Origin of the sequence: Streptomyces sp. Root1304, from assembly GCF_001426405.1 — a bacterium.
In the GTDB taxonomy this organism is placed as follows: domain Bacteria; phylum Actinomycetota; class Actinomycetes; order Streptomycetales; family Streptomycetaceae; genus Streptomyces.
This window is the reverse complement of the sequence record NZ_LMEP01000025.1, coordinates 447,115-473,746: the sequence shown is the minus strand read 5'-3', so window position 1 is coordinate 473,746 and position 26,632 is coordinate 447,115. Positions and strand designations below refer to the sequence as shown.

Sequence of the window (26,632 nt, the reverse complement as noted above, 5' to 3'; positions counted from 1 at the left end):
TAGACGATTCGTACGTACGGGATTACTGGTTGCCGCAGGTGGAGGCCGGGGAGCCGTCGAGCCACGGCAGGTCGTGGCCCATCCGGTCCCGCTTGGTGCGCAGGTAGCGGAGGTTGTGTTCGCCGGCCGTGACCGGCATGGGCTCGCGGCCCTCGACCGTCAGGCCGTGCCGGGTGAGGGCGTCGATCTTGTCGGGGTTGTTGGTCATCAGGCGCAGGCTGCGGACGCCGAGGTCGGCGAGGATCTGCGCGCCGGCCGCGTAGTCGCGGGCGTCGGCGGGGAGCCCGAGTTCCAGGTTGGCGTCGAGGGTGTCGCGGCCCTGCTCCTGGAGTTCGTACGCGCGGAGCTTGGACAGCAGGCCGATGCCGCGGCCCTCGTGGCCGCGGAGGTAGACGACGACGCCTCGGCCGGCCTCGGTGATGCGGTCCATGGAGGCCTGGAGCTGGGGGCCGCAGTCGCAGCGCAGCGAGTGGAAGATGTCGCCGGTGAGGCACTCGGAGTGGACCCGGACCAGGACGTCGTCGCCGTCGCCGACCTCGCCGTGGACGAGGGCGACGTGCTCGACGCCGTCGACGGTGGAGCGGTAGCCGTACGCGGTGAAGTCACCGTGCGCGGTGGGCAGCTGGACCTCGGCCTCGCGGCGGACGGTCGGTTCGGCGGAGCGGCGGTAGGCGATCAGGTCCTCGATGGAGATGATCGTGAGGCCGTGCTTGCGGGCGAAGGGGACGAGTTCGGGGAGGCGCAGCATGACGCCGTCCTCGCCGGCGATCTCGACGATCGCGCCGGCCGGGCGGAGGCCCGCGAGGCGGGCGAGGTCGACGGCGGCCTCGGTGTGTCCGTTGCGGGCGAGGACGCCGCCGGGCTTGGCGCGGAGCGGGAAGATGTGGCCGGGGCGGACGAAGTCGGTGGGCTCGTGGCGGCCGCTCGCCAGCATCCGCAGGGTGGTGGCGCGGTCGGCGGCGGAGATACCGGTGGTGACGCCGTGGGCGGGGGCGGCGTCGACGGAGACGGTGAAGGCCGTGCGCATCGACTCGGTGTTGTGCTCGACCATCTGCGGGAGCTGGAGGCGCTCCAGCTCCTCGCCCTCCATGGGGGCGCAGATCAGGCCGCGGCACTCGCTCATCATGAAGGCGACGACCTCGGGGGTGGCCTTCTCGGCGGCGATGACGAGGTCGCCCTCGTTCTCGCGGTCCTCGTCGTCGACGACGACGACGGGGCGGCCGGCGGCGATGTCCCTGATGGCCTGTTCGACGGGGTCGAGGGCGAGGTCGGTGGCGTCCCAGAGGGGATGGGCGCTCATGCGTGGGCTCCTTCCAGGACGGTGGTGGTGCGGGAGCGCAGCCACCAGTCGCGCATGCCCCACAGGACGAGCGCGCCGTAGATGACGTACACGAAGCCGGAGAAGGCGTAGCCGTTGGCGAAGTTCAGCGGGACGCCGACCAGGTCGACGAGCAGCCAGGCGAACCAGAACTCGACCATGCCGCGCGACTGGGCGTACATGGCGACGACGGTGCCGACGAAGATGTACGCGTCGGGCCACGGGTCCCAGGACAGTTCCGGGAAGGCGGTGAAGAGCATCGCCACGGCGACGGTGCCGAGGGCGGCGGCGGCGACCAGGAGGCCGCGCTCGCGCCAGGTGGCGAAGCGGACCGCGATGGAGCCGTCCTGGGCGTTCTGTCGGCCGCGGTTCCACTGCCACCAGCCCCAGGCGGCGACGAGCATGACGACGACCTGCTTGCCGGCGCTGCCCGTGAGGTGTCCGGCGGCGAAGGCGACGAAGAGGATGACGCCCGAGAGGAACTGGGCGGGCCAGGTCCATATGGACCGGCGCCAGCCGAGCGCGAGGGCGAGCAGCCCGATCGTGTTGCCGATCATGTCGGACCACTTGATGTGCTGGTCGAAGACGGTGAACGCCTCGGAGTTGAGCCAGTTCACTTCTCGTTCTCCTTGGCGTCGGTGCCGAGCAGCCGCTCGACGTACTTGGCGATGACGTCGACTTCGAGGTTGACCGGGTCTCCGGAGCGCTTGATGCCGAGCGTGGTCAGGTCGAGCGTGGTGGGGATGAGGCTGATGGTGAACCAGTCGTCGGCGACCTCGACGACGGTGAGGCTGACGCCGTCGACCGTGATCGAGCCCTTCTCGACGACGTACCGGGAGAGGTGGGCGGGCAGGCCGACCTTGACGAGCTCCCAGTGCTCGGAGGGGGTGCGCTCCAGGATGGTGCCGGTGCCGTCGACGTGGCCCTGGACGATGTGTCCGCCGAGGCGGCCGCCGACGGCCATGGGCCGCTCCAGGTTGACGCGGGTGCCGACGTCGAGGGCGCCGAGGCTGGACCGCTTGAGGGTCTCGGCCATGACGTCGGCGGTGAACTCGCCGTCGCCGAACTCGACGACCGTGAGACAGACACCGTTGACGGCGATGGAGTCGCCGTGCTGGGCGCCTTCCGTGACCAGGGGGCCGCGCAGCCGGAAGCGGGAGGCGTCCTCCAGCTGCTCGACGGCGACGACCTCGCCCAGTTCTTCGACGATTCCGGTGAACACGGTCAGGCTCCCTTGAGGGTGGCGGTGATGCGGAGGTCGGTTCCGACGCGGGTGGTCTCGGTGATGTCGAGCCGCAACGCGTGGGTGATGGTGCTGATTCCCGCGTCGGCGAGGGCGGCGGGGCCCGCGCCGAGGAGGACGGGGGCGAGGTAGCCGACGACCTGGTCGACGGCGCCCGCGGCGACGAAGGCGCCCGCGAGGGTGGGGCCGCCTTCGAGGAGGACGGAGCGGACGCCGCGCGCGTGGAGGGCGTCCAGGAGGGCGGGTACGGAGAGGCCGCGCTCGGCCCTGGGGAGGCGTACGACGTCGGTGAGCGTGGTCCCGGCGTCCTCGGCGACCGCGATCAGGGTGGGCGCGGCGTCGTCCAGGACCCGGGCGCCGGGCTTCACGGCGGTGGCCTCGGTGTCGACGACGACCCGGAGCGGCTGGACGGCCCCCTCGATGCCGCGTACGGCCAGGTGGGGGTCGTCGGTGCGGGCGGTGCCGGAGCCGACCACGACGGCGTCGGCCTCGGCGCGCAGCCGGTGGACGTCGGCGCGGGACTCGGCGGAGGTGATCCAGCGGGAGGTGCCGTCGGCGGCGGCGATCCGGCCGTCGAGGGTGGCGGCGTACTTCCAGCGGACGAAGGGGCGGCCCTGGCGTACGGAGGTGAGCCAGGCGATGTTGACCGCTTCGGCCTCGTCCGCGAGGAGGCCCTGCTCGACCGTGACGCCGGCCGCGCGCAGAGTGTCGGCGCCGCCGGTGGCCTGCGGGTTCGGGTCGCCGACGGCGTACACGACCCGGCTGATCCCGGCCTCGGTCAGGGCCTGGGCGCAGGGGCCGGTGCGGCCGGTGTGGTTGCAGGGTTCGAGGGTGACGTAGGCGGTGCCGCCGCGGGCGAGGACGCCTGCCTCGCGCAGGGCGTGGACCTCGGCGTGCGGGCCGCCGGCGCGCTGGTGGAAGCCTTCGCCGACCTGGTGGCCCGAGGCGTCGGTGACGACGCATCCGACGACCGGGTTGGGGCTGGTGGCGCCGAGACCGCGTGCGGCGAGTGCGACGGCGCGTCGCATGGCGGTGATGTCGGCCTGCTGGGCCACCGGGTCCTCCTGCCTCTTCGGGCACGGACTCCGGGGCCTGTCGATGACGACAGAGAGCGGGAAGACGCCTCGCGCAGGGTGCGCCGGGGCCGCGTCCTCCGGGTACGCCGAAATCGATGTCGATGCGGCGGACCAGCGGACGTACGGCCGGCACACCCCTGTCGGGGTTCGCCCGCCGCGCACTGCCTCCCATCCGGACTTTCACCGTCGGTCCAGGAATCTCACCTGGTCAACCGGCCGCTGGCTTGCGGACGGGTCGCGGACTATACCGCCGGTTCGGAATTACACCGACCCCGGAGTGCGCTGCTGCTGATACAGGGCCAGTGTGCCACGGCCCGCGGGGGGCGACGTGACCGAGATCCTGTGGTCTGGCTCACAGGCTCGCACAGAACTCTTCTCTGGTCCAGACCTATTGACGCACTGGTCTAGTCCTCTTAATCTCCGTGTCACCTCCGAGGAACGGTCCGGCGGGGTGCGCACTCCTCGGGCCCAACACGACCCACCCCCTTGTTCGTTGTGTATTACGACCTCCCCAGGAGGACCCGATCGTGTTGTCCCCCACCACGAAAAGAGCCTCGCTGCTCGCGTCCGGCGCGGCCGTCGCCGGACTGCTCCTCAGCTCGCTCGCCGGCGGCGTCTCGTACGCGGCCGACAACGAGTCCTGTCGCCCCGACGGGCTCTACAAGACGCCCGGCGTCGACGTCCCCTACTGCTCGGTCTACGACACCGAGGGCCGCGAGAAGATGGGCGCGGACCACCAGCGCCGGGTCATCGGCTACTTCACCGGCTGGCGCGACGGCAAGAACGGCCAGCCCGCGTACCTGGCCAAGGACATCCCGTGGGAGAAGATCACCCACATCAACTACGCCTTCGGTCACATCGGCTCCGACAACAAGCTCTCCGTCGGCACGGACGGCCCGAACAACGCCGCCACCGGGATGACCTGGCCCGGTGTCGCGGGCGCCGAGATGGACCCGGCGTACGCCTACAAGGGCCACTTCAACCTGCTCAACAAGTTCAAGAAGCAGCACCCGAACGTGAAGACGCTGATCTCCGTCGGCGGCTGGGCCGAGACCGGCGGCTACTTCGCGGACAACGGTGACCGGGTGAACTCCGGCGGCTTCTACTCGATGGCCACCAACGCCGACGGTTCGGTCAACCAGGCCGGGATCGACACCTTCGCCGCGTCGTCCGTCGACTTCATCCGCAAGTACGGCTTCAACGGCGTCGACATCGACTACGAGTACCCGACGACCATGAAGGACGCCGGGAACCCGCTCGACTGGCAGCTCGCCAACGCGCGCCGCGCCGGACTCGTCCAGGGCTACGCCGCCCTCATGAAGTCCCTGCGCGAGAAGCTGGACGTGGCGGGCGCCGCCGACGGCAAGCACTACCTGCTGACCGTCGCCGCCCCCTCCTCCGGCTACCTGCTGCGGGGCATGGAGACCTTCCAGATGCAGAAGTATCTGGACTACGTCAACATCATGTCCTACGACCTGCACGGCGCCTGGAACGAGTACGTCGGTCCCAACGCCTCCCTCTTCGACGACGGCAAGGACGGCGAGCTCGCCGCGGCCAACGTCTACGGCTCCTCGCAGTACGGCTCCCTCGGATACCTCAACACCGACTGGGCGTACCACTACTTCCGCGGCTCGATGCCGGCCGGCCGCATCAACATCGGCCTGCCGTACTACACCCGCGGCCACAAGAACGTGCAGGGCGGCACCGACGGTCTGTGGGGCAAGGCCTCCGCGACCACCTGCCCGGCCGGGGCCGGTCTGACCAAGTGCGGTGACGGCGCCACCGGCATCGACAACCTCTGGCACGACAAGGACACCAACGGTGTCGAGTCGCCCGCCGGGTCCAACCCGATGTGGCACGCCAAGAACCTCGAGAAGGGGATCGTCGGCGACTACGTCACGCAGTACGGCTTCCCGGCGAACACCACGCTGACCGGCACCTACGCCCGCAAGTACGACTCGACCCTGGTCGCGCCGTGGCTGTGGAACGCCCAGACGAAGGTCTTCCTCTCCACCGAGGACGAGCAGTCGGTGGCCGCCAAGGCCGACTACGTGGTGAACAAGGGCATCGGCGGCACGATGGTCTGGGAGATGGCCGGCGACTACGCCTGGAACGCCACCAAGGGCCAGTACGAGATGGGCTCGACGCTCACCTCGCTGATGTACGACAAGTTCAAGGCGGCCACCCCGTACGGCGCGAAGAAGTCGAACAAGGCGCTGCCGACCCAGGCCGTGAAGATCGACACCCAGTTCACCGAGTTCAAGCTGGGCGACTCGAACTACCCGATCACCCCGAAGATCAAGATCACCAACAACACGGCGACGGCGCTGCCGGGCGGCACGGAGTTCCAGTTCGACTACGGGACCTCGGCCCCGGCGAACGCCTCCGACCAGTCGGGCTTCGGCACGAAGGTGATCAGCAGCGACCACACGGGCTCCAACGTGGGCGGCCTGAAGGGCGACTTCCACCGCGTCTCCCTGAAGCTCCCGGCCTGGCAGTCGCTGGCCCCGGGCGCGACGGTCGACCTGGCGTTCAACTACTACCTGCCGGTGTCCACCCCCTCCAACTGGACGGTGAACATCAACGGCACGACGTACGCCCTCGCCGGTGACCTGGCGCGCGGTACGACGGTGGTGGAGCCGGGCTCCACGACGCCGCCGACGACCCCGCCGACCACGCCCCCGACCACCCCGCCCACGACCCCGCCGACGACTCCCCCGACCACGCCTCCGACGACGCCGCCCACGGGCTGCACCGCCCCGGCGTACGTGGCCGGCTCGGTCTACAACGCGGGCAACGAGGTCTCCCACAAGGGCCACAAGTGGAAGGCCCAGTGGTGGACGCAGAACGAGGAGCCGGGCACGACCGGCGACTGGGGCGTCTGGAAGGACCTCGGCACCTGCTGAGCGACCGCGGGGACACGCTGACGCGCCCCCGATGAGACCCCCGGCGGCGGACACTCACGGCCCTTGCCGCCGCCGGGCCCCCACCGCGCCGCGCTTCCCTGTCCGGGGCGCGGCGCGGTCGCGTTCCCGCCGCCGGGCGGTCAGGCTGGAGACATGGGCACGATCCTGGTGGCCGGCGGCACCGGCACCCTCGGTCGGCCCGTCTGCGAGCTGCTCCGCGCGGACGGCCACGAGGTGCGGGTCCTCAGCCGGCACTCACCGCCGTACGCGGTCGACCTGCGACAGGGCGGACCGCTGCTGGACCGGGCGGTCGACGGGGCGGACGCGGTCGTCCACTGCAGCAACATCCTGCGCGGCGACAAGGAGGCCGCCCGCAAGCTGATCGAGGCCGCGCGGCGGGCCGGAGTGCCGCACCTGCTCTACATCTCGATCGTCGGCGTCGACCGGGTGCCGCTCGGCTATTACCGGACGAAATACGCGGTGGAGCGCATGATCCAGGGCTCGGGCCTCGGCTGGACGCTGCTGCGCGCCACCCAGTTCCACGACCTGATCCTGCGGCTGCTCCAGGGTCTCGCCAAGCCGCCCGTCATGCTGCTGCCCAAGGACGTCCGGGACCAGCCGCTGGAGGTGACGGAGGCGGCCGCGCGCCTCGCCGAGCTGGCGGCGGGGCCTCCGGCCGGCCGGGTGGAGGACATGGGCGGCCCGGAGATCCTCACCTTCCCCGAGCTGGCGGCCGCCTACCTGCGGGCGACCGGCCGCCGGCGCCGCCTGGTGGAACTCCCGCTGCCGGGCAGGACCTACCGGGGCCTGCGGCAGGGCGGGCACCTGGCACCGGAGCGGGCGGTGGGCCGGGTGACGTTCGAGGAGTTCCTCGAGGGGCGGTTCGGTTCCTAGACGCGCGAGTTCCTCGCGGGGCGGTTCGGTGCCTGGACGCGCCCGGGGTCCCGCCCCGGCAGGAACGGCCCCGGTCCTACGGGAACAGCGCGTCCTGCGCCGCGTCCCTGGCCCGCAGCAGCGCGCCGCGCAGCACCGCCGCGTCTCCCAGTCCCGTCGCGCGGACCCGCGTACGGAGCGGCGACAGGCGCGCGAGGGCCGACTCGACGCGGGCCGCGAGTTCGGCGCCGCCCCGGTGGCCGGTCTCGCCGCCGAGGACCACGCAGCCGGGGTCCAGGACCGAGACGACCGCGGCCGTGCCGACGGCGAGGCGGTGGGCGAGGGCGTCGAGGAAGGGGCCGTGGCCCGAGGCGAGCGCCCCGGCCGGGTCGAGGCCGTGCGCGGCGGCGAGCGCGTGGACGGCGGCCGCGCAGGCCAGCTCGTGGAAGCCGCCGTCGCAGCCGGTGGCCGAGGGCAGCCCGGAGGTGCCGGGGACCGGCAGGAAGCCGATCTCGCCCGCGCCGCCCGAGGCGCCCCGGCGGAGCCGCCCGTCGAGGACGACGGCGGCGCCGACGCCCTGGCCGAGCCAGAGCAGGACGAAGTCCTCGCGGTCGCGGGCCGCGCCCTCGCGCAGTTCGGCGACGGCGGCGAGGTTGGTCTCGTTCTCGACGAGCACGTGGGCGGGGAGCCGCTCCTGGAGGACCCCGACGAGGCGCCGGTGCCAGGCGGGCAGCCCCGAGGAGTCGCGCAGTTCGCCGGTGGCCGGGTCGATGAGGCCGGGGGCACCGACGGCGACGCTGTGGAGCCGGTCGGCGCCGGCCTCCTTGACGGTCCGCTCCAGGAGGGTGACCGCCTTCTCGACGGCGGCGCCGGTGCCGCTGCCGTCCCCGACGGGGACGGAGGCCTCGGCGAGGGTGGTGCCGAGCAGGTCGGCGACGACGACGGAGACCGAGCGGGTACGGACGTCGAGGGCGGCGAGGTGCGCGCGGTCGGCGACGAGCCCGTACAGCTTGGCGTTGGGGCCGCGCCGCTCGGCTCCGGACTCCCCGACGACGTGGACGAGCCCGGAGCCCTGGAGCCGTTCGACGAGATCGGCGACGGTGGGACGGGAGAGTCCGGTGAGGGTCTTGAGCTGAGTGGCCGTCAACGGGCCCTCGTCCTGGAGCAGTCGCAGGGCGAACCGGTCGTTGATGGCTCGTGCGGTGCTCGGGGATGCGGCCATGCGGCGATCCTCTCAGAAGCGTCCCGGCAGGGGCTCCGATCCTAGAGGCTATTTATCAGGCAGGGTTCCTGATAGTTTACGCGCCACACCACGACCACGACCCGGGGAGGGCCCATGGCGGCGGAGACCGTCACCAGCACCGAACGCCTGCGGCGGGCGCGCTTCGCCGTCGCCGCCGTCTTCTGCGTCCACGGCGCGGTCACCGGCAGCTTCGCCACCCGCATCCCCTGGATCCAGGAGCACGCGGGCGTGAGCGCCGGACAGCTCGGGCTGGCGCTCGCCTTCCCCGCGCTAGGCGCCTCCGTGGCGATGCCGCTCGCCGGGGCCGTCTCCCACCGCTTCGGCGCCCGCACGGCGCTGCGCGGACTGCTCACCCTGTGGACGCTCGCGCTGACCCTGCCCTCGCTCGCCCCGAACGTCTGGGGCCTGTGCGGCGCGCTCTTCGTGTACGGCGCCACCGCCGGCATGTCCGACGTCGCCATGAACGCGCTCGGGGTCGAGACCGAGAACCGGCTCGGCCGGTCCATCATGTCCAGCCTGCACGGCATGTGGAGCGCGGGCGCCCTCATCGGGTCCGCGGCCGGCACGGTCGCCGCCCACCTCGGCGGGGACGCCCGGCTCCACCATCTGATCGCCGCCCTGGTCCTCACCGCGCTGGGACTGTTCTTCTGCCGGGGCGTGCTCGACATCCACAGCACCCCGGACGAGGAGCCGCCGCCGCGCTTCTCGCTGCCGCCGAAGTCCGCGCTGATCATCGGCGCGGTCGGCTTCTGCGCGGTCTTCGCCGAGGGCGCCAGCCTCGACTGGTCGGCCGTCTACCTCCGGGACGAGCTGGGCGGCTCGGCCGGTGTGGCGGCCGCCTCCACGACCGCCTTCGCGCTCACGATGGCCGTGGCGCGGCTGGCCGGCGACCGGGTGGTGGACCGCTTCGGCGCGGTCCGTACCGTCCGGGTCGGGGGCGCCGTCGCCACCCTCGGCGGGGTCATGGTCGTGCTCGCCCCGCACGCGGCCGTCGCGATGGCCGGATTCGGCCTGATCGGGCTCGGGGTGGCGGTCGTCGTCCCGCTCGCCTTCGCCGCGGCCGGACGCAGCGGCCCGAACCCCAGCCAGGCCATCGCGGGCGTCGCCACCATCACGTACACCTCGGGGCTCATCGCCCCCTCGGCGATCGGCGGCATCGCCGACGCGACCTCCCTGGTCCTCTCGTTCGGCCTGGTCACGCTGCTCACCCTGGGGCTGGTGCTCTTCGCGGGGGTACTCAGGTCCGGCGGGCGGGAGAGCGCGCCGACGACGCCCGCCCCCGAGAAGGCCTCGGGCCCGGTCGCGTAGACCGACGGGGAGGCGGCCGTGGACCGGCCGCGTCTCCCCGGCCTCCGGCGGCACATACCATGTGGCTGATCTTTTGCGGTCGCGACACGGCCGCCGGAACCGGAGAACGGGAGCGACCTCATGAACCTCGGCGTGCGCTGGACCTTGCACGGCGACGGGAAGACACCCGCTCCCGGAGCCGTCGTCCGCCCGGACGAACGGCTCTCCTGGCCCCGTACGGTCGGCCTCGGCGCCCAGCACGTGGTCGCGATGTTCGGGGCGTCCTTCGTCGCGCCGGTCCTCATGGGCCTGGACCCGAACCTGGCGATCATGATGTCGGGCGTCGCGACCGCCATCTTCCTCCTCGCGACCCGCGGCACCGTCCCCTCCTACCTGGGCTGCTCGCTCTCCTTCGTCGGCGTCGCCGCCGCGATCCGCGCCTCCGGCGGCACCAGCGCCACCGTGACCGGCGCGGTCCTCGTCGTCGGCGCGGTGCTCTTCCTCGCCGGTCTCGCGGTACGGAAGTTCGGCGCGCGGATCATCCACGCGGCGATGCCGCCGGTGGTGACCGGCGCCGTGGTCATGCTGATCGGCTTCAACCTGGCCCCGGTCACCGCGTCGACGTACTGGCCGCAGGACCAGTGGACGGCCCTTCTCGTGATGCTGTTCACCGGCCTCGCCGTCGTCTGTCTGCGCGGCTTCTGGTCGCGGATCGCGATCTTCCTCGGCCTGGTCTTCGGCTACGGCATCTCCTGGGTCTTCGACCTCGTCTTCGGCCGGATCCACTCGATGTCCCCCGGCGGCCAGGTCACCGACCACTGGCGGCTCGACCTCTCCGGTGTGGCCAAGGCCGACTGGATCGGTCTGCCGTCCTTCCACGGCCCCAGCTTCGAGTGGTCCGCGATCCTGGTCGCGCTGCCCGTCGTCATCGCCCTGATCGCCGAGAACGCCGGACACGTGAAGGCCGTCGGCGAGATGACCGGCGACAACCTGGACGACCAGCTCGGCACCGCCATCGCCGCCGACGGCGCCGCCTCGATGCTGTCCACGGCCGTCGGTGGCCCGCCGAACACCACGTACTCCGAGAACATCGGCGTCATGGCCGCCACCCGGGTCTACTCGACGGCCGCCTACTGGGCCGCCGCCGGCTTCGCCCTGCTCTTCGGTCTCTGCCCGAAGTTCGGCGCGATCGTCGCCGCCATCCCCGGCGGGGTCCTCGGCGGCATCACCGTGATCCTCTACGGCATGATCGGCCTGCTCGGCGCCCAGATCTGGATCAACGCCAAGGTCGACCTGCGCAACCCGCTCAACCTCGTCCCGGCCGCCGCGGGCATCATCATCGGCGTCGGCGGCGTGAAGCTGACCTTCACCGACAGCTTCGAACTGGGCGGCATCGCGCTCGGCACGATCGTCGTCATCACCGGCTACCACGTGCTGCGGGCCTTCGCCCCGGCCCACCTCAAGCAGCAGGAGCCGCTGCTCGACTCCGGCACCAGCTCGTACGAGAGCACGTCCGGCGAGGAGCCGTCGCCGAAGAACTGAGTGATTCGCCCGTTCTGGGGAAGCCCGGCCCGGATCGTTCCCCCGGCGGCCCGGCTGCTGGGAGCCTGCCCCCATGGCGCAGACCCAGCAGATCGGACAGCGGCTCGCGGGGAACGAGCGGATCGGGCAGCAGCTCGGGCCGTTCCTGGCGGTCGACCCCGTCGTGGACCGGCTGCGGGCGCTGCGCTCCGCCTGGCATCCGGCCGACGGGGTCGCCGTCTTCAACCGGGTCTATCTGACCGTGACCGAGGAGATCGGCCACGCCATCGAGGCGGGCGGCTTCGCCGACCGGCGGGCCGCCACCACCCTCGACGTACGGTTCGCCCAGCGCTACCTCTCGGCGGTCGACGCCGTCACGGGCGGCGGCCCCGCCCCCGCCTGCTGGCGGCCCCTCTTCCACTACCGGCGCCACCCCGGCGTACGCCCGCTGCAGTTCGCGCTCGCCGGGATCAACGCCCACATCGGCCACGATCTGGCGCTCGCCGTCGTCGACGCCTGCCACGACCTGGAATGCGCGCCCGCCGACCTGGAGGACGAGTTCGACCGGGTCGGCGACATCCTGGTCCTCCTGGAGGAGCGCATCCGGGAGGAACTGATGCCGGGCCCGGACCTCCTGGAGATCGCGGACCCGCTCACCCATCTGCTCGGCTGCTGGAGCCTGGACCGGGCCAGGGACGGGGCCTGGCTCGCGGCGCGCTCGCTGTGGCAGCTGCGCGGGCTCCCCGAACTGGCCGGGGAGTTCACGGAGCGCCTCGACCGGTCGGTGGGCCTGGTGGGGCGGATGCTGCTCACACCCCTGACCAGGCCCTGACCTGTCGGTCCGTCCCGGGAATCAGTCCTCGGGCAGCTCGACCGGGGCGATCTCGTCGTACACGTCGCCCGGACCCGGGTTGGTGGCGTCGGTGCCGCCGCCGAAGTGGTGCATCACGCCCCAGACCGCGTTGAGCGCCGTCTGCACCGCGCCCTCGGCCCAGCCGGCCGTCCAGGAGATGTCGTCGCCCGCGAGGAAGATGCCCCGCTTGTCCTCGGGCAGCCGGTCCTGCATGAAGTGGGTGAACAGGCGGCGCTGGTAGCGGTAGTGACCCGGCAGGTTCGCCTTGAAGGCGCCCATGAAGTAGGGCTCGTTCTCCCAGGAGACCGTCACCGGGTTGCCGATGATGTGCTTCCGGATGTCGACCTTGGGGTAGATCTCGCCGAGCGACTTCAGCATGACCTCCATCCGCTCGTTCGCGGACAGCGGCAGCCACTTCAGGCTGTCGTCGCACCAGGTGTACGAGAGGCAGATCGTGGCGGGCTTGTCCGGGCCGTCGTCCAGCAGGTAGGTGCCGCGGGTCATGCGGTCGGTCAGTGTCATCGACATGACGTCGCGGCCGGTCGGGTTCCCCTTGTCGTCGACGGCCTTGTCCAGCCAGAACGGCCGGTCCACGGGCACGAAGAGCTTCGACGACTCCATGTAGTGGGTCCGCTCGATCGCCGTCCAGTGGTCGATCGGGAAGAGCGAGTCGTCACAGGCGATCTTGGAGAGCAGCATCCAGGACTGCGCGGTGAAGATCGCCGCCGGGAAGGTGCGGATGTCGCCGGAGGCGTCCGTGACGGTGATCCGGTTGCCCGCGGTCCGGTTGAGCCGGGTCACGGCCGGCCTCGGGGCGCCCTCGTGGAGGGAGCTGAGCGAGGTGCCCTGCGCCCAGTGGACGATCTTCTCCGGCTCGCGCTCCCACAGGCGCAGCGGCAGCTGCTGCGAGCCGCCGACGATGCCGCGGTGGTGGTCGTCGGCCTCGGTGTAGACGACGCGGAGGATCTCCAGGATGGAGTTGGGGAAGTCGGTGTCCCAGCCGCCGGTGCCGAAGCCGACCTGGCCGAAGATCTCGCGGTGCCGGAAGGACTTGAAGGACTCGGACTCGCAGAGGAAGCCGTAGAAGGTCTGGTTGTCGAGCTTCTCGACGAGCTTCGCCCAGATCTCGCGGATGCGCGGGACGTCGCGCTCGCGCATGGCCTGGTTCATGTCGGAGAAGTCGGCACCCTCGTCCAGACAGGCGTTCCACGCGTTCATCACGTCGCGGTAGACCTGCGGGAGGTCGTCGACGGTGGTGGCGTAGTGCGACTCGCCCTTGAGGTCGACGACGGTCGACGGGGTCGACTCGGCCAGCGGGTTCGGGAACGGCGTGGTCTCCAGGCCGACCAGGTCGATGTAGTGCTGGAGCGCGGTCGACGAGGGCGGGAAGCGCATGGCGCCCATCTCGGCGGTGAGGCCCTCGGTGCCGGTGCCCTCGAAGCCGACGGTGCGCAGCCGGCCGCCGATCTGGTCGGCCTCGTAGACGACGGGCTTGAGGCCCATCTTCATCAGCTCGTACGCGGCGATGATGCCGGAGAGCCCGCCGCCGATGACGGCGACCTCGGTGCCGTGCTCGGTGGCCGGTATCTGGCCGAGTCCGGCCGGGTGGGCCAGGAAGTCGTCGTAGGCGTACGGGAAGTCCGGCCCGAACATGGTGATCGGCGGCTGGCCGTCGCTGTGGGGGACGGCGGTCGTGGGCACCGTGGACGTCATGGGGTACGGACTCCTTGCACGCAAAAAAGAGAGAGGCAGGTCGGGAAGGCGCGGGGGCGGCTCAGACGAGGGGGCCGTAGAGGCCGGGCCGCCGGTCGCGGAGGTAGGGGTTCTCCGCGCGGGAGGCCGCGAGGAGAGCCGGGTCGACGTCGCCGACGACGAGTTCCTCGCCGCGTCCGGCGCGGGCGCGGGCGGTTCCGTCGGGTCCGGCCAGGGCGGAGAGGCCGACGAACTCGAAGCCGCCCTCGGGGCCGGTGCGGTTGGCGTACGCGATGTAGAGCTGGTTCTCGAAGGCGCGGACCGGCACCACGGACAGCGGCACGATCTCGGCGGGGTGCATGAGCGCGGTCGGCACGAGGAGGAGTTCCGTGCCGGCCAGCGCGTGGGCCCGGACGTTCTCGGGGAACTCGACGTCGTAGCAGACCATTACGCCGACGGTGAGTCCCCCGATCTCCGCCTGGACGACCGCCTGGTCACCGGGGGTGAACCACTTCGCCTCGAAGTCTCCGAAGAGATGGGTCTTGCGGTAGTTCGCCAGCGGGACGCCGTCGGCGCCGATGAGCCGGGCGGAGTTGTGGATGACCCCGTGCCGCTCGGTGTTCCGCTCCGGGTAGCCGTAGCCGATCGCGAGCCCGTGGCGTACGGCGATGGCGGCGGCGGCGCGGGCGGAGGGGCCGTCGGCCGGCTCGGCCAGGCGCGCCATGTCGTCGCCGATCGCGTACCCGGTGAGGAAGAGCTCGGGGGCGAGCAGCAGGCCCGCTCCGGCGGCGGCGGCGCGGGCGGCGGCCTCGTCGAGGACCTTGAGGTTGGCGGCCACGTCACCGAGCTCACCGGAGCTCTGGAGCAGGGCGGTGCGCAGCGCGGGCATGGGCGGTCCTCGGAGGTCGGAGCGGAGGGGGAAGACGTCAAAAACGGTACGGTTTCGCACTCCTTCGGGACAAGGAGGCAGCGTTGCGGACCGACAGTCGAACCGTTGCGCGATCGGCGGGGGTGGCGGCGATTCGTTGCGCGGGGCTCCGCCCGGGGGCGTAGAGCTCCCCCGCCGCGCGGCGGAGGCGGAACCGTTCTGAGGCTCGACGACTGCGCGGGAACCGCGCGGAAGAGTGGTCCTCGTCCGGAAGACCTGCCGGACGACCTGCCGAAAGGGACCACGATGAACCGCCGCACGAAGACCGTCGCCGTCGCCGCCGCCGTCCTGCTGCCCCTGGGGGCCGGGGGGATCGCCGCCGCCGCGGCGGACGGCGCTCCCGCCCCCGCCGCGGCCCCGGCGGCGGTCTCGGAGGCCGCCGCCCTGACCGGCACCGCCAAGCTGTACCGGCCAGCCGGGGACGACATCACGTTCAGCTTCGACGCGCATCTGGCGGCGAAGGACACCAAGGATCCGCAGGCCGCGACCGGCACCTTCCGGTTCAGCCACTACAAGGACGGGAAGGGCGGCTACGCGGTGGCGAAGGTCGACTGCCTCACCACCGGGGGCAAGGTGGCGGTGGTGACGGGCGTCGTCACCGAGACCGACGTGGACGCCTTCCGGAACAAGCGGGTCGGGATCTCGGTGCACGACGACGGCAAGCGGGACCGCCTGGGCTACAGCTGGATCGGGCGGGACACGAACCTGGAGGTTCCGCCGTGCCTCAGCTCCGCGCCCTTCGAGAAGGTGCGGGCCGGCACGGGTGACTTCCACGTGCTGCCGTGGAAGCCGGAGTACCCGACCGAGTAGGCCGCCCCACGGGGGTGGGCGGGCGAAGGGCGGTGCGGGAACCACGGCCCGCACCGCCCCGGCCGGCCGCATCCGCGGGTGTTACGCGGGCGAGCCCGAGGAGAAGCGCCGCAGCAGCGGCGAGAGCACCAGGACGGACTTGGTGCGCTCCACGAACGGCTCGCCCGCGATCCGCTCCAGCACGCGTTCGAAGTGGCGCATGTCCGAGGCGAAGACCTGGACGACGGCGTCCGCGTCACCGGTGACGGTCGACGCGGACACCACCTCGGGGTACCGCTCAAGACCCCGCCGGATGTCGTCCGGCGAGGTGTTGTGGCGGCAGTAGATCTCGACGAAGCCCTCGGTCTCCCAGCCGAGCGCCGCCGGGTCCACCCGTACGGTGAATCCGGTGATGGCGCCCTCGGCCCGGAGCCGGTCCACGCGCCGTTTCACGGCGGGCGCGGAGAGTCCGACGAGCGAGCCGATGTCGGCGTAGCTGCGGCGGGCGTCCTCCGCGAGGGCGTGGACGATGCGTTCGTCGAGGTCGTTGAGTCGCACTACGGGTGGATCACTTCTCTGTCGATGCCGCTGGTTCCGCGGTCGCCGCGGTCGCCAGTCGGGAGCGGCGCATTCCGTACAGGAAGTAGAACACGAGCCCGGCGGCCATCCAGCAACCGAAGACCACCCAGGTGACGGCGTCGAGGCTGAACATGTTGTAGGCGCAGAAGAGGAAGCCGAGGACCGGGAAGACCGGTCCGAGCGCCACCTTGAAGGTGCGCGGGAGGTCCGGGCGGGTGTAGCGGAGCACGACCACGGCGATGTTCACCAGGCCGAAGGCGAAGAGGGTGCCGATGCTGGTGGCGTCGACGAGCTTGCCCAGCGGGATGAGCGAGGCGAGCAGGCCGCAGAAGAGCGACACGATGACGGTGTTCACGCGCGGGGTGCCCGTCTTGCGGCTGACCCTGCCGAAGACCTTGGGCACGAGGCCGTCGCGGGACATCGCGAAGAGCACCCGGGTCTGGCCGTAGAGGACGGTGAGGACGACGCTGGCGATGGAGATGACCGCGCCGGCGGCGAGCATCGTGCCCCAGAAGGTCTGTCCGGTGACGTCGTTCATGATCGCCGCGAGGGTGGCCTCGGAGCCCTCGAACGCCTTCCAGTCCCACGCCCCGACCGCGACGGCGGCGACCAGGACGTAGAGGACGGTGACGATGAGCAGCGAGAGCATGATCGCGCGGGGCAGGTCGCGCTTGGGGTTCTTCGCCTCCTCGCCGGCCGTGGAGGCGGCGTCGAAACCGATGTAGGAGAAGAACAGGGTGGCGCTCGCGGCGCCGACGCCGGTCATGCCGAGCGGCATGAAGTCCTTGTAGTTGCCGGACTTGAAGCCCATGAAGCCGATCGCGCAGAAGATCACCAGGGTGACGATCTTCACCGCGACCATGATCGTGTTGACGACGGCGGACTCGCGGGCGCCGCCGAGCAGGAACACCATGGCGAGCATCACGACGATCAGGCCGGGCAGGTTGATGACCCCGCCCTCGCCGGGCGCCGACGACAGCACGTCGGGGATGGTGACGCCGATGGTCCCGTCGAGCAGTTCGTTGAGGTACTCGCCCCAGCCGACGGCCACGGCGGCGACGGAGACGCCGTACTCCAGGACCAGACACCAGCCGCAGACCCAGGCGACGAGTTCGCCCATCGTTGCGTACGCATACGAGTAGGAGGAGCCCGCGACCGGTATGGAGCCGGCCAGTTCGGCGTACGAGAGGGCGGAGAAGAGAGCCGTGAGGCCCGCGATGACGAAGGCGATGGTGACCGCGGGGCCGGCCTTGGGGACGGCGTCGCCGAGGACCACGAAGATCCCGGTGCCGAGCGTGGCACCGATGCTGATCATGGTCAGCTGCCACATGGAGAGAGAGCGACGGAGGTTGCCGCCTTCGCCCTGCCCACCCTCGGTGACCAGCCGTTCCACCGGCTTGCGCCGGGTGAGTGCGCTGAGGGGGGAGGTCGTGCGGACGGCCGTGTCGTCGACCGGTGGGGCTGCGCCGTGATCCAGCACTGCGGAGGCTCCTTATCGCTGCCTGAAGGCGGAGCGGGGACCGCGGCGGTACGCGGGCATGACAAGTCAGCCCACGTGGGAAGGGGGAACCGCCGAGCAGGCGGTCACCGCCACTCCTGGTACGGGGCACGAGCCTAAGGGGCAGGGGTTCGCACTCGTAATGCAGGGTTGTTGCGCAGTACCGAATGATCATTGCGCGCTTGCCGCACAGACGGGGAAACATTGCGCTCCCCCGCATGAATCCACACATTGGGGGTGTGAACCGGTCCACGCGCGCGCATTGACTCCTCGTGTCCCATGACCCAGGCTGCGAGCCCCCGACGCCCGAGGGGACGACCCCACGATCGGAGGCCCGGGTGGGCTGGATCGACCCCGCACCCTTCCTGCGCGGCACGGCCTGGCTGCACGGGGACCGCCCCGTGCGCGCCGACCCCGCCGATCTGGAGCGGCTCCCCCGGGACATCGCCGCGCGCGCCGCGCTGCCCATCGGCGTGCGGATCGAGTTCACGGCGGCCCCCGGCACGCGCGCGGTGCTGCTGCGCTACCGGGCGGACCTTCCCGGCCCCGGCGACCCGCTGGCCGGGTTGCGCCACTGCTTCGCCCTCTGGAGCGGTACGCGGCTCGTCGGCGAGACCTGCGCCGCCCCCGCCGCCGAGGCCACCGTCACGCTTCCGCTGCCCCCGGGCGGCGGTGTCTTCGCCGTCCACCTCCCGGAGGGCCAGGCGCCCGTCCCGCTCGCGCTGCGGGCCCTCGGCGGCGCGCTCTCCCCCGCCCCGGCCCGGCCCCGCTGGCTCGTCCACGGCGACTCGATCACCGAGGGCTGGTGGTCGACCCGGCCCGCCCACTCCTGGCCGGCGACGGCGGGGCGGCTGCTGGGCCTCGACCCGGTCAACCTCGGGTACGCGGGCGGGGCGCGCGGCGAACTCCCGCTCGCCGAGCAGCTGGCGCGGCTCCCCGGCGAGGTCATCACGCTCGCCTTCGGCACCAACTGCTGGTCCGCGGTGCCCGCGACGGCGGACTGGCTCTACGCCACCGTCCGGGCCTTCGTCGGTCTGGTCCGCCGGGGCCACCCGGACACGCCCCTGCTGATCGTCTCGCCCGTCCTGCGCCCGGAGGCGGAGCACACCCGCAACGCCCTCGGCGCGACCCTGACGGACCTGCGCGGGGCGATGGAGCGTGCGGGCCGGGACCTGGCCGCCGGGGGCGACGGGCGCCTCCACGTCCTCCCCGGACGGCCGCTGCTGGGCCCCGAGCACCTCGCGGACGGGCTGCACCCGGACGACCAGGGGCACGCCCGGATCGCGTCGGCGGTGGCGGAGGCGCTGCGGCCGTACGTGCCCGTCAGCCGGCCGGCAGCAGGGACCTGACGAGGAAGGTGCACGGGTCGGCGTACGCGAACGTGCGGCCCTCCGCGTCCGTCCGGCTCCACCGGTCGGTGTACGTCACGACGGGCTCGTAGCCGAGCCGCGCGTACAGGGCCGCCGCCCGCGGGTTGTCGTGCCCCACTCCCAGCCCCAGCGCCGCCCTGCCGCGCTCCCGCGCCAGCGCCTCGGCGGCGCGCACCAGGGCCGTACCGATGCCCCGCCCGCGCAGCTCCTCGGCGACGTCCAGGCCGTTGAACTCGGGGCAGCCGCCCACCACGGCCCGCACCTCCGGCGCGGCACAGCCGTCCCAGCGGACCTGTCCGTTGCCGACCGGGGTCCCGCCCCGCCAGGCGATCAGGTACGTGCCGTGCCCGGCCTCCTGGCGGGCGAAGCGCTCCGCGTGACGGGCGGGAGCTCCCGGGGTGGGCAGGTGGAGATCGATCAGGGCGAGGTCCTCGGCGCGGCAGGGGCGGATCTCCACATGGTCCATGGGCCGACCGTACGGGAACGCCGTGGGCCCCCGGGAAGGATTTCCCGGGGGCCCACGGCGGACGCGAAAGAACTAGCTCCAGCTGGCGTGCAGCGGCTTGCCCTCGGCGTAGCCGGCGGCGGACTGGATGCCCACCACGGACTTCTCCTCGAACTCGGCGAGCGAGCCGGCACCGGCGTAGGTGCAGGAGGAGCGGACGCCCGCGATGATCGAGTCGATCAGGTCCTCGACACCCGGACGGGCCGGGTCGAGGAACATGCGCGAGGTGGAGATGCCCTCCTCGAACAGCGCCTTGCGGGCGCGGTCGTAGGAGGACTCGTCGCTCGTGCGGTTCCGGACGGCGCGGGCCGAGGCCATGCCGAAGGACTCCTTGTACGCACGGCCCTTGGCGTCCTGCTGGAGGTCGCCCGGGGACTCGTACGTACCGGCGAACCAGGAACCGATCATCACGTTCGAGGCACCGGCGGCCAGCGCCATGGCGACGTCGCGCGGGTGACGGACTCCGCCGTCGGCCCAGACGTGCTTGCCGTACTTCTTCGCCTCGGCGGCGCACTCCAGGACGGCCGAGAACTGCGGGCGGCCGACGCCGGTCATCATGCGGGTGGTGCACATGGCGCCGGGGCCGACGCCGACCTTGATGATGTCGGCGCCCGCCTCGATGAGGTCCTTGACGCCCTCGGCGGCGACGATGTTGCCCGCGACGATCGGGACCTGCGGGTCGAGCGCCCGCACGGTCCGGATCGCGCTGATCATCGACTCCTGGTGGCCGTGCGCGGTGTCGATCACGAGCGTGTCCACGCCCGCGTCGAGCAGCTGCTTGGCCTTGCCCGCGACGTCGCCGTTGATGCCGACGGCGGCCGCGATGCGCAGCCGGCCCTTCGCGTCGACGGCGGGGCTGTAGAGGGTCGCGCGCAGCGCGCCCTTGCGGGTGAGGATGCCGGCCAGCTTGCCGTCGGCGTCGACCGCGGGGGCGTAGCGGCGGTTGGCGGCGTCGAGGGTGTTGAACGCCTCGCGCGGGTCGATGTCCGCGTCCAGGAGCAGCAGGTCCTTGGACATGACCTCGGAGAGCTGCGTGAAGCGGTCCACACCGGAGAGGTCGGCATCGGTGACGACACCGATCGGGCGCCGGTTCTCGTCGACGACGACGCCGGCGTCGTGGGCGCGCTTCGGCAGCAGGGAGAGCGCGTCGGCGACGGTCTGGTGCGGCTCCAGGACGATCGGGGTGTCGAGCACGTGGTGGCGGCTCTTGACCCAGGCGACGACGTCGGTGACGACCTCGATCGGGATGTCCTGCGGAATGACGACCATTCCGCCGCGACGGGCGACGGTCTCGGCCATGCGGCGGCCGGCGACGGCGGTCATGTTGGCCACGACCAGCGGGATCGTGGTCCCGGTCCCGTCCGGGGAGGAGAGGTCCACCGCCTGGCGGGAACCGACGGCCGAGCGGCTCGGCACCATGAACACATCGTCGTACGTCAGGTCGTAGGGCGGCTTGACGTCATTGAGGAAACGCACGTGCTGACATCCCAGTCGTTCGGATCGGCCCCTAGGCATTTCAGCCAGGGGAAAAAGCACGTAGTTCATTGTCCCACGTGTGTACGAATACCAGCCCCGGGCTAATCCTCCGAGGCTCGCGACAGGTGCTTCGTCGGATCCTCCGAAGATCCTCCGAGGGAGAGGAGGACGGCAAGCCTGGTGGGGCGCTCGTCGACCGCTGTGGCGAAGACGTCCGTGGCCGTCCGCCACTCCTGCGGGCGTGCCCTGGCGTACTCCTGCCAGCCGGTGACCACGAGGGCGACCGGCTCGGGCAGATCGGTGAGGCAGTCGGCGAGGGCGTCCCAGTTGCGGCCGAACCAGGAGGGCAGGGCGAGCGCGGCGGCGCACCGGTCCATGAGGGCGGCCTTGTCGGTGACGCCGCTCAGATCGAGGACGACGGAGTCGTCAATGGCCATCCGCGACCACCTCCCGGAAGGTCTCGTAGTGGTCGTCGGTCCAGTAGGTCTCGCCGCCGCGCCCGGTGACGATGCGGCGGGCTCCCCGGTCGCGCTCGCCGGGGGTCTTCACGGTGTACTCGTGGTAGTAGCCGCGCTCCTTGCGCGGCAGCACCCGCTCGAAGTTCGAGAAGACGGTGCCGTCCTTGGCGTACGGGAAGGGCCCGCCGCGCGCGATCAGGCCGAGGGTCTTCCGCGCCTCGGGCGGCAGGTCGGCGGCGCGGACGGTGGGCAGTCCGGAGGTGCCGGTGGGCGCGGCGGCGGAACGGGTGGCTCCGTGCGTGGATCCCGGCTGGGGGTCGCCTCCCGCCGTGGAACAGCCGGCGAGGAACCCGGCCAGGAAGACGGAGAGGACGAGCGCGAGGAGCACGCGCAGGGGCCGGAGCAACATGTCCCGAACATACCGTTACGGGATGGCTCCGGCCCCTCGATCGCGTCGGTCGACGGCGGCGTTCAGCTGCCGTCCGGGTCCGTCCGGTCGAGCGCCGGGTGGGTGCCCGGGCTGGACTCGGTGAGCAGGTAGTCCGCGGCGGCGCGGTCGGTCACCAGGCTGGTGACGAGGCCGGAGCGGAGCACCGCGCCGATCGCCGCCGCCTTGCGCTGCCCGCCGGCGATGGCCACGACCTCGGGGATGCGGCGCAGCCGGTCCGCCTCGACGGTGATGCAGCGTTCGCCCAGGTCACGGCCGACCCGGCGCCCCTCGGAGTCGAAGAGGTGCGCGGACATCTCGGCGGCGACGCCGAGCGAGGCGTAGTGGGCGCGCTCCTCGTCCGAGAGCATGTCGTGGACGGTGGAGATGCCCGGCTCCCAGGAGCCGATGGAGACGCAGGCGACGGTCACCTTGTCGAAGTACTCGAAGGCCCGCGCGATGCCGGTCTGGCTGCGCAGCGCGGCCGCCGTCGCCGGGTCGGGCAGCAGCATGGGCGCGTAGATCGGGTGGGCCTCGCCGCCGGAGACCTGGGCCGCGCGGCGGACCGCCTCGACGGAGCCGCGCTCGGCGGTGCCGGCGTCGTACACCCCGGTGAGCTGGACGACCGTGCACGGGGGCAGCCGGTCGAGGGCGGCCGCCATGTGGATGGTGGAGCGGCCCCAGGCCAGGCCCAGCACGTCTCCCTCGGTCACCAGCTCGCCGAGCAGGTCGGCCGCGACCTCGCCGAGGTTCTCCGGGTCGGGCGACTCGTCCTCGCCCTCCGCCGGGGACTCCACGACGACGGCGTGGCGGAGCCCGTAGCGGGCGCGGAGCGCGTCGGAGCGCTCGGCGTCCAGCTCGGCCGGCACCCGGATCTCGATGCGTACGAGATCGCGCTCCAGGGCGGTCTCCAGGACCCGGGCCACCTTGAAGCGGCTCACGCCGAACTCCTCGGCGATCTGGATCTTGGACTTGCCCTCCAGGTAGAAGCGGCGGGCCATGGCCGCCGCCTGCACCAGCTCCGCGGGGCCCATCCGCAGGGCTGACCGTCCCGCCGACATACCCGCCACCGCGATCTCCTCACTGCTGTTCACGTACCGCTGTCGCTGTTCACGTACCGGTGTCTCGTACCGGTGTCGTTCACACTCTGGACTCGCCGTTCATCCTGTCAGATCCGGCGGGCCTTGATCAGTCCTGTCGGCGGCCCGACCGACCGCGTTCATCCGCCGGAGGCTCAGTGGCCACACGCCCACGGGGCGGACGCCGTGGCGGCCTCCGCGCGGGCCCGCAGCGAGGCGACGGCGGCGGCCGGGTCGGCCGCGCCGTAGACCGCGGAGCCCGCGACGAAGACGTCGGCACCGGCCTCCGCGCACCGCTCGATCGTGGACTCGGCGACCCCGCCGTCGACCTGGAGCCAGAGCTCAAGACCGTGCTTGGAGATCAGCTCACGGGTCCGGCGGATCTTGGGGAGCATGATGTCGAGGAAGGCCTGGCCGCCGAAGCCGGGCTCGACGGTCATGATCAGCAGCATGTCGAGCTCGGGGAGCAGGTCCTCGTACGGCTCGATGGGGGTGGCCGGCTTGAGGGCCATCGAGGCCCGCGCGCCCTTGGCCCGGATCTCCCGCGCGAGCCGGACGGGCGCGGCCGCCGCCTCGACGTGGAAGGTGACCGATCCGGCGCCCGCCTCGACGTACTGCGGCGCCCAGCGGTCGGGGTCCTCGATCATCAGATGGCAGTCGAGGGGGGTGTCCGTCGCCCGGGCGAGCGACTCCACGATCGGCACGCCCAGGGTCAGGTTGGGCACGAAGTGGTTGTCCATCACGTCGACGTGCAGCCAGTCGGCACCGTCGACGGCCTTCGCCTCCTCGGCGAGCCGGGCGAAGTCCGCGGACAGGATGCTGGGGTTGATCTGCGCCATGTGCCAAGCCTCCCACGTTCTTGGGTACTTCTTTGCCGCTGAGCGGTTTCGCATTCGGTCCAGACCAATTTCGGTACGAACCGACGAGTCCGGGACCTGGACGGACCGGGAGATTGCGGTCACGTGATCGAAGGGGCGGACGCCGGCGGGCCCTCTCGGACGCCGCCGGGAGCCGTCCGGACTCAGGCGGTCCGGCGGATCAGCGCCAGGTACATGGCGTCCGTACCGTGCAGATGCGGCCACAGCTGGACGTCCGGTCCCTCGCCGATCGCGGGGACGCCCGGCAGCAGCGGACGGGCGTCGATCAGCTCGGCGCCGCCGACCTTCTTCAGGACGTCGTCCACGACCACCCGGGTCTCGGCCAGGTGCGGCGAGCAGGTCGCGTACCCCACGATGCCGCCGACGCGCACCGCGCTCAGCGCCTCCGTCAGCAGGGCGCGCTGGAGCGGCGCGAAGCCGTCCAGGTCCTCGGGGCGACGGCGCCAGCGGGCCTCGGGGCGGCGGCGCAGGGCGCCGAGGCCCGAGCAGGGCACGTCCATCAGGACCCGGTCGAAGGAGCCGGGGCGCCACGGCGGGCGGGTGCCGTCGGCGGCGATCACCTGGTACGGGCCGGGGTTGCCCGCGAGGGCGCGCTCGACCAGGCGTGCGCGGTGCGGCTGCTTCTCGGAGGCGAGGAGGGCGGCGCCGCGCTCGGCGGCGAGGGCCGCGAGCAGCGCGGCCTTGCCGCCGGGACCCGCGCAGCCGTCGAGCCAGCGGGTGTCGGGGCCGTCGAGCGGCGCGTTGGCGAGGGCGAGGGCGACGAGCTGGCTGCCCTCGTCCTGGACACCGGCCCGGCCGTCCTTCACGGCCTCGATGGCACCGGGCTCGCCGCCCTCGGCCATCCGGACGGCGTACGGCGACCAGCGGCCCGGCAGGGTCTCGGTGGCCTCGGCGAGTTCGTCGGTGGTGGACCGGCCGGGACGGGCGACGAGGGTGACCTCGGGGCGCTCGTTGTCGGCCTCCAGAAGGTCCTCGATGCCGGCGCGGCCGCCGCCGAGGGAGTCCCAGAGCGCCGAGACGACCCAGCGGGGGTGCGAGTGGACGACGGCGAGGTGGTCCTCGGGGTCCTTGTCGTACGGCGGGGCGACCTGCGCCACCCAGGCGTCGAGGTCCTGCGCCGAGATCTTCCGCAGGACGGCGTTCACGAACTTGGCCCGCCCGTCGCCGAGCACCACCCGGGCCAGCTCGACGCTGGCGGAGACGGCGGCGTGGGTGGGGATGCGGGTCCCGAGGAGCTGGTGCGCGCCGAGCGCGAGCACGTCGAGCACGGGCGGGTCGACCTCGCGCAGCGGCCGGTCGATGCAGGCGGAGATGATCGCGTCGTACGTGCCCTGGCGGCGCAGCGTCCCGTAGACCAGCTCGGTCGCGAGGGCCGCGTCCCGCCCGTCGAAGTCGGGCTTCTCCCGGGCCTTCTTGAGCAGCGGCGGAAGCACCAGGTTCGCGTAGGCGTCCCGCTCGTCCACCGCCCTCAGCGCCTCGAAGGCGAGCATCCGGACGGGGTCCTTCTGGGGCCGCCGGTAGGGCTTGTGGGGACGACGACGTGCCTGCTCGCTCAAAGGTGCTCCGCGTGACGAAATGAAGAGGCCGAACCACCCAAGCCTACGTCCGCCGCGCCCCCACCCGCTCCCGGCCCCGTCCGCCCTCCCAGGGCCGGGCGTCGCGGGGCGGACGGGGGGTGACGACGGGCCCTACGCTCCGAGCCGCTCCCCCGGCGCGATGCGGACGCCCCGGGCCCAGTCCGCGGCCTTCATCGGCTTCTTGCCCTGGGGCTGGACCCAGAGGAGTTCCACGGCGTACGAGCCGGTGCCCGCGTACACGTTGTTCTTGCCGGCCGCGAGCTCGCCGGGGGCCAGGTCGCCGCGGTCCGGCAGCGGGGTGACCTGGATCAGCTTGAGGCGCTCGCCGCGGAAGAGCGTCCAGGCGCCGGGGGCCGGGGTGCAGCCGCGGACCATCCGGTCCACCCGGAGGGCGGGGGCGGCGAAGTCGACGTGGGCGTCCTCGACCTGGATCTTCGGGGCGAGGGTGATGCCCTCGACGGGCTGCGGGACGGCCTGGAGGGCGCCGTCCTCGATGCCATCCATGGTCGCGGCGAGCAGCCCGGCGCCCGCGAAGGCGAGCCGGGTGAGCAGGTCGCCGCTGGTGTCCGTGGGCCGGATGTCCTCGGTGACGACGCCGTAGACCGGACCCGAGTCGAGGCCCTCCTCGATCAGGAAGGTGGACGCACCGGTCACCTCGTCGCCCGCCATCAGGGAGTGCTGCACGGGAGCGGCGCCCCGCCAGGCCGGGAGCAGCGAGAAGTGCAGGTTGACCCAGCCGCGGGCGGGGATGTCGAGGGCGGCCTTGGGCAGCAGGGCGCCGTACGCGACGACCGGGCAGCAGTCCGGGGCGATCTCCCGCAGCCGGGCGAGGAAGTCCTCGTCGCGGGGCCTGGCCGGCCGGAGGATCTCGATCCCGGCCTCCTCCGCCCGCTGGGCCACCGGGCTGGCGACGAGCCGCCGGCCGCGTCCCGCGGGGGCGTCCGGCCGGGTGACCACGGCGGCCACCTCGTGCCGCCCGGAGGCGAGCAGGGCGTCCAGGGCGGGAACGGCGACCTCGGGGGTGCCTGCGAAGACGAGCTTCATGGGTGGCGACTG

Annotated in this window: 24 protein-coding genes and 1 riboswitch; of the genes, 7 read left to right on the top strand and 17 right to left on the bottom strand. The window is 72.3% G+C overall.

Annotated elements, in window-relative coordinates; genetic code table 11:
* Nucleotides 1-22: 22 nt before the first annotated feature.
* The 4 genes from ASD33_RS28810 to ribD are packed head-to-tail and all read right to left on the bottom strand — an operon-like array spanning nt 23 to nt 3,616.
* Complete coding sequence (locus ASD33_RS28810; protein WP_056566879.1) at nt 23-1,300, bottom strand: bifunctional 3,4-dihydroxy-2-butanone-4-phosphate synthase/GTP cyclohydrolase II; 1,278 nt, start codon at nt 1,298-1,300, stop codon at nt 23-25.
* Complete coding sequence (locus ASD33_RS28805; protein ID WP_056566876.1) at nt 1,297-1,935, bottom strand: nicotinamide mononucleotide transporter family protein; 639 nt, start codon at nt 1,933-1,935, stop codon at nt 1,297-1,299. The genes ASD33_RS28810 and ASD33_RS28805 overlap by 4 nt, the downstream gene beginning before the upstream one ends.
* A complete protein-coding gene (locus tag ASD33_RS28800; protein ID WP_056566873.1) occupies nt 1,932-2,540 on the bottom strand; it encodes a riboflavin synthase in 609 nt (202 codons plus the stop codon). Before ASD33_RS28800 ends, ASD33_RS28805 begins: the two co-directional genes overlap by 4 nt.
* A gap of 2 nt (nt 2,541-2,542) precedes the next feature.
* A complete protein-coding gene (gene ribD, locus ASD33_RS28795; RefSeq protein WP_056566870.1) occupies nt 2,543-3,616 on the bottom strand; it encodes a bifunctional diaminohydroxyphosphoribosylaminopyrimidine deaminase/5-amino-6-(5-phosphoribosylamino)uracil reductase RibD in 1,074 nt (357 codons plus the stop codon).
* A gap of 175 nt (nt 3,617-3,791) precedes the next feature.
* A riboswitch (FMN riboswitch) is annotated at nt 3,792-3,922 on the bottom strand.
* 242 nt (nt 3,923-4,164) lie between these two features.
* On the opposite strand from ribD, the gene ASD33_RS28790 reads away from it, so the two are divergent.
* Nucleotides 4,165-6,543, top strand: a complete 2,379-nt coding sequence (locus tag ASD33_RS28790) for a chitinase C-terminal domain-containing protein (protein WP_056566865.1) — start codon at nt 4,165-4,167, stop codon at nt 6,541-6,543.
* Between the two features lie 153 nt (nt 6,544-6,696).
* A complete protein-coding gene (locus ASD33_RS28785; RefSeq protein ID WP_056566862.1) occupies nt 6,697-7,437 on the top strand; it encodes an SDR family oxidoreductase in 741 nt (246 codons plus the stop codon).
* A 76-nt stretch (nt 7,438-7,513) separates the two neighbouring features.
* Here ASD33_RS28785 and ASD33_RS28780 read toward each other — a convergent pair whose 3' ends face one another.
* Nucleotides 7,514-8,638, bottom strand: a complete 1,125-nt coding sequence (locus ASD33_RS28780; protein WP_056566858.1) for an ROK family transcriptional regulator — start codon at nt 8,636-8,638, stop codon at nt 7,514-7,516.
* Nucleotides 8,639-8,752: 114 nt separating this feature from the next.
* On the opposite strand from ASD33_RS28780, the gene ASD33_RS28775 reads away from it, so the two are divergent.
* From ASD33_RS28775 to ASD33_RS28765, 3 genes are all read left to right on the top strand, one after another.
* Nucleotides 8,753-9,967: an MFS transporter gene (locus ASD33_RS28775; protein ID WP_056566855.1), complete on the top strand. Its 1,215-nt coding sequence runs from the start codon at nt 8,753-8,755 to the stop codon at nt 9,965-9,967.
* A 120-nt stretch (nt 9,968-10,087) separates the two neighbouring features.
* Nucleotides 10,088-11,488 (top strand): solute carrier family 23 protein, encoded by a 1,401-nt coding sequence (locus ASD33_RS28770; protein ID WP_056566852.1) that lies wholly within the window; start codon nt 10,088-10,090, stop codon nt 11,486-11,488.
* Nucleotides 11,489-11,561: 73 nt separating this feature from the next.
* Nucleotides 11,562-12,299, top strand: a complete 738-nt coding sequence (locus ASD33_RS28765; RefSeq protein ID WP_242427180.1) for a DUF5995 family protein — start codon at nt 11,562-11,564, stop codon at nt 12,297-12,299.
* 21 nt (nt 12,300-12,320) lie between these two features.
* Here the strand turns inward: ASD33_RS28765 and ASD33_RS28760 are convergent, their stop codons facing one another.
* Together ASD33_RS28760 and ASD33_RS28755 are read right to left on the bottom strand one after the other, a co-directional pair.
* Nucleotides 12,321-14,033 (bottom strand): NAD(P)/FAD-dependent oxidoreductase, encoded by a 1,713-nt coding sequence (locus tag ASD33_RS28760; protein ID WP_056566848.1) that lies wholly within the window; start codon nt 14,031-14,033, stop codon nt 12,321-12,323.
* Nucleotides 14,034-14,094: 61 nt separating this feature from the next.
* Nucleotides 14,095-14,901 (bottom strand): carbon-nitrogen hydrolase family protein, encoded by an 807-nt coding sequence (locus ASD33_RS28755; RefSeq protein WP_056566845.1) that lies wholly within the window; start codon nt 14,899-14,901, stop codon nt 14,095-14,097.
* Between the two features lie 285 nt (nt 14,902-15,186).
* Between ASD33_RS28755 and ASD33_RS28750 the strand changes: the two genes are divergently transcribed.
* A complete protein-coding gene (locus ASD33_RS28750) occupies nt 15,187-15,750 on the top strand; it encodes a hypothetical protein (protein ID WP_056566841.1) in 564 nt (187 codons plus the stop codon).
* A gap of 81 nt (nt 15,751-15,831) precedes the next feature.
* On the opposite strand, the gene ASD33_RS28745 is transcribed toward ASD33_RS28750, so the two are convergent.
* Nucleotides 15,832-16,287 (bottom strand): Lrp/AsnC family transcriptional regulator, encoded by a 456-nt coding sequence (locus tag ASD33_RS28745; protein WP_015032260.1) that lies wholly within the window; start codon nt 16,285-16,287, stop codon nt 15,832-15,834.
* Nucleotides 16,288-16,297: 10 nt separating this feature from the next.
* Nucleotides 16,298-17,788 carry an amino acid permease gene (locus ASD33_RS28740; RefSeq protein ID WP_056566838.1) on the bottom strand — a complete coding sequence of 497 codons (1,491 nt, stop codon included), beginning with the start codon at nt 17,786-17,788 and terminating at the stop codon, nt 16,298-16,300.
* 356 nt (nt 17,789-18,144) lie between these two features.
* Between ASD33_RS28740 and ASD33_RS28735 the strand changes: the two genes are divergently transcribed.
* A complete protein-coding gene (locus ASD33_RS28735; RefSeq protein ID WP_056566836.1) occupies nt 18,145-19,155 on the top strand; it encodes a GDSL-type esterase/lipase family protein in 1,011 nt (336 codons plus the stop codon).
* Here the strand turns inward: ASD33_RS28735 and ASD33_RS28730 are convergent.
* The 8 genes from ASD33_RS28730 to fmt all read right to left on the bottom strand — a co-directional run bounded on the left by ASD33_RS28730 (nt 19,130) and on the right by fmt (nt 26,620).
* On the bottom strand, nt 19,130-19,642 hold the full coding sequence (locus tag ASD33_RS28730) for a GNAT family N-acetyltransferase (protein WP_079045074.1): 513 nt from the start codon (nt 19,640-19,642) through the stop codon (nt 19,130-19,132). The genes ASD33_RS28735 and ASD33_RS28730 overlap by 26 nt on opposite strands.
* 72 nt (nt 19,643-19,714) lie before the next feature.
* Nucleotides 19,715-21,157: a GuaB1 family IMP dehydrogenase-related protein gene (locus tag ASD33_RS28725; RefSeq protein WP_199863606.1), complete on the bottom strand. Its 1,443-nt coding sequence runs from the start codon at nt 21,155-21,157 to the stop codon at nt 19,715-19,717.
* A gap of 101 nt (nt 21,158-21,258) precedes the next feature.
* Nucleotides 21,259-21,594, bottom strand: coding sequence for a barstar family protein (locus tag ASD33_RS28720; protein WP_056566827.1), 336 nt, complete (start codon nt 21,592-21,594; stop codon nt 21,259-21,261).
* On the bottom strand, nt 21,584-22,024 hold the full coding sequence (locus ASD33_RS28715) for a ribonuclease domain-containing protein (RefSeq protein ID WP_056566824.1): 441 nt from the start codon (nt 22,022-22,024) through the stop codon (nt 21,584-21,586). The genes ASD33_RS28720 and ASD33_RS28715 overlap by 11 nt, the downstream gene beginning before the upstream one ends.
* 62 nt (nt 22,025-22,086) lie before the next feature.
* Nucleotides 22,087-23,136, bottom strand: coding sequence for a sugar-binding domain-containing protein (locus ASD33_RS28710; RefSeq protein WP_199863605.1), 1,050 nt, complete (start codon nt 23,134-23,136; stop codon nt 22,087-22,089).
* A gap of 140 nt (nt 23,137-23,276) precedes the next feature.
* On the bottom strand, nt 23,277-23,960 hold the full coding sequence (rpe, locus tag ASD33_RS28705; RefSeq protein ID WP_056566816.1) for a ribulose-phosphate 3-epimerase: 684 nt from the start codon (nt 23,958-23,960) through the stop codon (nt 23,277-23,279).
* Between the two features lie 182 nt (nt 23,961-24,142).
* The gene (locus ASD33_RS28700) at nt 24,143-25,555 is read right to left on the bottom strand and encodes a transcription antitermination factor NusB (RefSeq protein WP_056566812.1); all 1,413 of its coding nucleotides are present in this window, start codon (nt 25,553-25,555) and stop codon (nt 24,143-24,145) included.
* 132 nt (nt 25,556-25,687) lie between these two features.
* Complete coding sequence (gene fmt / locus ASD33_RS28695) at nt 25,688-26,620, bottom strand: methionyl-tRNA formyltransferase (RefSeq protein ID WP_056566809.1); 933 nt, start codon at nt 26,618-26,620, stop codon at nt 25,688-25,690.
* Nucleotides 26,621-26,632: the final 12 nt, after the last annotated feature.